6 protein-coding genes are annotated in these 5,162 nt (G+C 62.8%); 3 read left to right on the top strand and 3 right to left on the bottom strand.

What is annotated here, in order from left to right:
* On the bottom strand, positions 1-374 hold a 374-nt coding region (locus EN750_RS17695), incomplete at its 3' end, for an extracellular solute-binding protein (RefSeq protein WP_127397181.1).
* 360 nt (positions 375-734) lie between these two features.
* Positions 735-1,430, bottom strand: a complete 696-nt coding sequence (locus EN750_RS17690) for a TetR/AcrR family transcriptional regulator (protein WP_127268332.1) — start codon at positions 1,428-1,430, stop codon at positions 735-737.
* A gap of 111 nt (positions 1,431-1,541) precedes the next feature.
* Here EN750_RS17690 and EN750_RS17685 point away from each other — a divergent pair, with 111 nt between their 5' ends.
* Genes EN750_RS17685 through EN750_RS17675 form a run of 3 tightly spaced genes read left to right on the top strand, consistent with a single transcriptional unit; the run spans position 1,542 to position 4,038 of the window.
* The gene (locus EN750_RS17685) at positions 1,542-2,738 is read left to right on the top strand and encodes a Tm-1-like ATP-binding domain-containing protein (RefSeq protein WP_127397180.1); all 1,197 of its coding nucleotides are present in this window, start codon (positions 1,542-1,544) and stop codon (positions 2,736-2,738) included.
* 12 nt (positions 2,739-2,750) lie between these two features.
* A complete protein-coding gene (locus EN750_RS17680; protein ID WP_127397179.1) occupies positions 2,751-3,614 on the top strand; it encodes a phosphoenolpyruvate hydrolase family protein in 864 nt (287 codons plus the stop codon).
* A 7-nt stretch (positions 3,615-3,621) separates the two neighbouring features.
* Positions 3,622-4,038 carry a cupin domain-containing protein gene (locus EN750_RS17675; protein ID WP_127397178.1) on the top strand — a complete coding sequence of 139 codons (417 nt, stop codon included), beginning with the start codon at positions 3,622-3,624 and terminating at the stop codon, positions 4,036-4,038.
* Between the two features lie 208 nt (positions 4,039-4,246).
* Here the strand turns inward: EN750_RS17675 and EN750_RS17670 are convergent.
* Positions 4,247-5,162: Xaa-Pro peptidase family protein (locus tag EN750_RS17670; RefSeq protein WP_145967745.1), on the bottom strand; the 916-nt coding region annotated here is incomplete at its 5' end.

Below are 5,162 nucleotides of genomic sequence, written 5' to 3'. Positions count from 1 at the left end.
TAGTACTTGACAGTCGCCGGCGCCATCACCTCCTTCAAATTATGCTTGTTGAAGAAGTCGGTAAGGTCGACATAGTGGCCCGCCTCGGATGCGGCACCGATCCACTGCGAGTCGCCGACCACCATGTCGTAGGCGCTGCCCTTGGCGTTGAACTCGGTGAATGCCTTGGTCTGGAAGTCGGACCAAGGCGTGGTTTCGACCGTGACCTTCACGCCGGTCTCGGCCTCGTAGAGATTGACGAGTTCCTGCAAATAGTTCGCCGGATCCCATTCCGCCCAGAATATGGTGAGTTCTTTGTCCTGCGCGTAAACGGACGTTCCGCAGGCAAGCGTTAAGCCGATACCAGCAAGTGCGCTGGTCACTAACTTGCGCATAATGATTTCCTCCCTTGTGCGCGTTCTACCTTATCGTGCGAGCCGGCAACGGGGCCGGCCCTGGTAGTTCCTCCCGTGATCGCACCTTCCCGGTTTCGAGCCTCCTCGCCCCTGCCGGAAAATGGATCGCAGCCCTCACTTTCGATCCGCTTTTCTGATCCAATCTGGTATTACCAATTTTGCATGCGCGTCAAGCCCTTTCTTGACAGCTTGACGTGGCCATTGCCATCGGATTCCGGCTTTATCTGCCTGTTTTACCAAGATTTTCCTACTCAGTGATATGATTGGGTATTGTCCGACACCCCACTCAACGGCTAAGATCAGTAGCGTGCATGCCAATCTGGTCGAACCAGATAGGCTCTATTTCATGACTGCCTTCGGATCGGGGCTGCCTCCTTCATCGACCGATTCCGCGACTGCCGCACGCACCAGCGCCCCAGCTGCCCACTGTGCGACCGCCCTCGTCCGGCGGCTGTCCAGTCCCCAGATATCCTTGAGCACAATCAGCACCTCGACGCCGAAGATCAGCGACAGCGCCTGCGCCAGCCGCTTGAAGTCGCGCGGCGGCAAACGGCTCTTGAGCGGCGCGATCGCATCTTTCAGCAAGTCGATGCGATGGCCGCGCGTAAAGGCGGGCTCAGCGCCCAGCGTGCCGGCCTGACGCCGCGCCCATTGATCGAGCGACAGCTTCAGTGCTGCCTTGAACGTGGCCTCGAAGGCCTCGATGCGCGGCATGGCCGTATCGAACAGCTCCGCGACCCGGCGCTCGGCATCGGCGGAGGTCGATTGCCAGGTGAGGATTGGCCCCAGCCCCTCGTCGACGACGGCCTGCACCAGTGCCGACTGGCTCGGGAAGTAACGATAGGCGGTGGCACGGGAAACCTCGGCCGCCTCGGCGACCTCGCTGACCGAGGGCGTGACGCCCGCCTGCATCAGCCTTGTTGCCGTCTCCAGCATCAGCCGTTTGGTCCGCGCGCGCGGCCCACGTTCGGGCACCGGGCCGGTTGCCCGTTCAGCGTCGTCGCTCGCAGTGGATTGTTGACGTGAGACATTCATACCAATACGATACGCGCGTCTCAAAAATTTGCAATGGTGTCCGCATCGTCGAGTGGCCCGGGCAATGAGCAATGGGGGCGGCATCGCGCCTGCCAGGATCGGGGGAGCGCAATGAAGCGTATCTATGTGGCGGGTACCGCGGACACGAAGGGCGAGGAGCTCGCCTTCCTGGCCGATGCGATCACTGCTGCGGGCGCCCTCGTTTGTCGTGTCGATGTCGGAACGCGCGACGCAACCATCCCCGTCGATATCAGCGCTAGGGAAATCGCCGACCATCATCCGGGCGGCCGTGACGCCGTGCTCGGCGGCAATGACCGTGGCGCCGCGGTCGCCGCGATGGGCATCGCCTTCGCCCGCTTCGTCCAGTCGCGCACCGACATCGCAGCCATGATCGGCATCGGCGGCGGTGGCGGCACATCGATCATCACATCGGGCATGCGCGCCCTGCCGCTCGGCTTGCCCAAGATCATGGTCTCGACGCTCGCCTCCGGCGATACCGCTCCCTATGTCGATGTCTCCGACATCATCATGATGCCGGCGGTGACCGACATGGCCGGACTGAACCGGATCTCCCGTGTCGTGCTGCACAATGCCGCCCAGGCGATCGTAGGCATGGCAACCAAGCCGGCGCCGCCACCCGACGGCAAACCATCGATCGGCCTCACCATGTTCGGCGTCACAACGCCTTGCGTGACCGCCATCGCCGACCAGCTCCGTTCCAGATATGACTGCATGGTCTTCCACGCCACCGGCACCGGCGGCCGCAGCATGGAAAAGCTGGCCGACAGCGGCTTGCTGTCCGGCGTCGTCGACATCACCACGACCGAAGTTTGCGATCTGCTGTTCGGCGGTGTGCTGCCGGCGACGGAGGATCGTTTCGGCGCCATAGTTCGCACGGGGCTGCCCTATGTCGGCTCCGTCGGCGCGCTCGACATGGTGAACTTCTGGGCGCCTTCGACCATTCCGGAGCCCTATCGCGATCGGCTGTTCTACGAACACAATCCCAATGTCACGCTGATGCGCACCACGGCGGACGAATGCCGCGCGATCGGCGAGTGGATCGGCACCAGGCTCGCCCGCTGCGGAGGGCCGGTGCATCTTCTCATCCCGGAAAAAGGCGTCTCGGCGCTCGACATCGAAGGCGGCGCCTTCTTCGACCCGGAAGCCGACGCCGTTCTGTTCGAAGCCATCGAGCGCACCATCCAGCCCAACGGCAAGCGCCGCGTGACGCGCCTGCCGCTGCATATCAACGACCCGGAATTCGCAAAGGCTGCAACATCGGCCTTCCTCGACATCGCCAGACAGTGAGAGATCTCAAAAATGCCCGCCATACCGCGCAAGGACATATTGAAGAAATTCAGGGGAATGATCGACAAGGGCGTGCCGATCGTCGGCGGCGGCGCCGGCACCGGCCTGTCGGCGAAAGCCGAGGAGGCCGGCGGCATCGACCTCATCATCATCTACAATTCCGGCCGCTACCGCATGGCCGGGCGCGGCTCGGCCGCCGGCCTGCTCGCCTATGGCAATGCCAACGAGATCGTCAAGGAGATGGCCTACGAGGTGCTGCCGGTGGTCAGACACACGCCTGTGCTGGCCGGCGTCAACGGCACCGACCCCTTCGTCATCATGCCGCTGCTGCTGGCAGAGCTGAAGACGATGGGCTTTTCCGGCGTGCAGAATTTTCCCACCATCGGCCTGTTCGACGGCAGCATGCGGCAGAGTTTCGAAGAGACCGGCATGGGCTTCGGCCTCGAGGTCGACATGATCGCCGAGGCGCACAAGCTCGACCTCTTGACCACGCCCTATGTCTTCAACCCCGACGAGGCCCGCGCCATGACCAAGGCCGGCGCCGACATCATCGTCGCCCATATGGGCGTGACGACCGGCGGCTCGATCGGCGCCACCTCAGCCAAGTCGCTCGACGACTGCATCGTCGAGATCGACGCCATCGCCAATGCCGCGCGCTCGGTGCGCAAGGACGTCATCCTGCTTTGCCATGGCGGGCCGATCTCGATGCCCGACGACGCCCGCTACATCCTCTCCCATGCCAAGGGCCTGCACGGCTTCTATGGCGCCAGCTCGATGGAACGGCTGCCGGCGGAAGCCGCGATCGCCAAACAGACGGCCGATTTCAAGGCGGTGACACTTGGTGGTGACAAGACCACGAAGAGAAAGAAGGGATGATGAGACGATGACCGACACGAGCAAGGTATTTGTTTACCCGAAGGACGTCAGCGCCTTCGGTTTCGACTGGGGAAAATTGGCACTGACGGTGGCGCCGGAGGTGAATGGCGCAACCCGCTTTTCCGGCGGCGTGGTCGACCTGCCCTCCGGCAAGGGCCACACGCGCCACAACCATCCGGGCGCGGAAGAAATCATCTTCGTCATCTCCGGTCATGGCGAGCAGATGGTCGAGGACGAAAAGGGCAATCCGGTGGTCGCAAAAGTCGGCCCCGGCTGCACCATCTATGTGCCGGAAAGCCGCTTCCATTCGACGCTGAACACCGGCGACGAGCCGATGAAGCTTTTCGTCGTCTATTCGCCGGCCGGGCCTGAACTGGTTTTGCGTGAGCTGCCGGATTTCAGGCTGATCGCGCCGGGGCAGTGATGAACTTGTTCTAGGGTAGCGCTGCCCCTCATTGTCCTGCCGGACATTTCTCCCCGTATAGTGACGGGGAGAAAGACGCAGTCACCGGCGCTTCGCCAATTTTCAACGCCACCAAATAGGTGCCGAGGGCGCGGCTGCCCTCTTCTCCCCGTCACTATACGGGGAGAAGGTGCCGGCAGGCGGATGAGGGGCGGCGCCAGCCTTCGTCCTAAAGAGTACCACCCCTGTTCCAGCCCCGACCCCGGTCGCCGAACATCGCATAACCAGCATCCGTCACCGCCAGCGTGTCCTCCAGCTTGATGAAGCCCCGCGTCGGGTGAAGCATGGTTGTCTCCACCGACAGCACCATGTTCCTTTCCAGCGGCTTGGCCGCATAGGTGCCTTCATAGGTCACCGGGTGGTTGGTCATCAGGAACGGCGCCTCATGCGTGATCAGGCCCATGCCATGGGCGAAGAAATCCGTGTAGGGCGCGACCTTCGAAGCCTTCAGCACGCCCTCGGCATGCGAAATCATGTCGCCGCCCAGCGTGCCCGCTTTGACCTTGGAGAACGCTGCCTGCTGCACCGTCTCGACCTCAGCCAGCAGATCTTCCAGTTCGGCATCCGGTTCCCCGAGAATGCCCATCCGGCAGAGGTCGCCGATATAGCCGTGAAAGTTGCCGCCGGAATCGATTGACAGCACCTCGCCTTTTTTCCACGCCTGCGGTGAAGCGGCGCGGTTGTGGCTGGAGCCCAGCGTCAGCAGGCAATATTCGAAATGGATGCCGCGATTGGTTTCCTCCCGCCGCAGCTGCTCGATGATCTCGGTCTTGGTCGTGCCTTCGCGTGCCCAGGCAATGGTTGCCAGCATGGAATCGGTGATCAGTTCGGAGGCCGTGCGCAGCTTCTCCAGTTCGGCATCGGTCTTGATGGCGCGCATGCGCTCCAGCATGTCGGTCGCGTCGATCAGCCTGGCATCCGGCAATGCGTTGCGGATCAGCGTATAGGCGTCCGACGGCAGGAAGCCGGGCTCGATGCCGATGCGCGCGCCCGCCTTGCCGATCTTCTGCAGATGCTCGACCGCAAGGTTGGCGGCGTCGAGCATCTGCAGAAGATCGGCAAGGCGGGCGCGCGCATCGGCATCG

This window comes from Mesorhizobium sp. M7A.F.Ca.ET.027.03.2.1, from assembly GCF_003999175.1.
In the GTDB taxonomy this organism is placed as follows: Bacteria; Pseudomonadota; Alphaproteobacteria; order Rhizobiales; family Rhizobiaceae; genus Mesorhizobium.
This window is presented reverse-complemented; position numbering and strand designations above follow the sequence as displayed.